The organism is Actinocatenispora rupis, from assembly GCF_016861975.1.
GTDB classification, from domain to species: Bacteria; Actinomycetota; Actinomycetes; order Mycobacteriales; family Micromonosporaceae; genus Actinocatenispora; species Actinocatenispora rupis.
Genome location: NZ_BOMB01000077.1, coordinates 1 through 666 on the forward strand (window position 1 = coordinate 1; position 666 = coordinate 666).

Here is a 666-nt window from a genome sequence, read left to right on the forward strand (position 1 = left end):
AGTAGAGAGCAATTCGGCAGTGCTGAGCGATGGCCGAGACCCCGGGCACAGGGGGCGAGTCAAACCCTGAATCCCACCCGCCCGCGTTCAGGTAAGTCCCCGATTATCTGAACGAACTTGCGGCCGGTGGGAGATGCCTGAACCACGACGTGCGCCGTTCAGGTTTTCCGCCGTAGTCTTGAACCCATGGACCTTGAGGCGCTCCGCAGTGCTGGGACCGGCACACTCGTGCCCATCTCGGGCGTAGATGCCCGGATCGGCCGAGATTTCCGTTATTATGCTTTTGTCCCTGCTCCCCTTCCGAGTGAGCCCACGCTTGGCCTCGGCGCGCTCAATGACGCAACGAACGCGGCTATGGCTGTAGCCAGGCTAGATCAAGCTGTAGCGCAGCTGCCAAATCCGGCGCTGCTCCTGCGCCCCATCATCCGTCGTGAAGCTGTGAGCACGTCCGCTCTCGAAGGAACGTATGCCGCCTTTGATGAAGTGTTAGAGGCTGACTTTCTGACGGACATGCAGTTGTCGATTGAACAGCGCGAGGTAATGAATTATGTGCATGCCACGAGCCTTGCCCTAAAAATGCTGGAGGAGTACCCGATTAGCCGCCGCCTCCTAGGGGCAGTCCAGAAAGAGATTGTTCAGCGAACTCGCGATGATTCCTACGAGGCC

The 666-nt window shown here is 59.0% G+C and carries 1 protein-coding gene; it reads left to right on the top strand.

Annotated elements, in window-relative coordinates; all coding sequences use genetic code 11:
• Window positions 1-186: 186 nt before the first annotated feature.
• A partial coding sequence (locus tag Aru02nite_RS36330; RefSeq protein ID WP_203665092.1) for a Fic/DOC family N-terminal domain-containing protein occupies window positions 187-666 on the top strand: 480 nt, incomplete at its 3' end.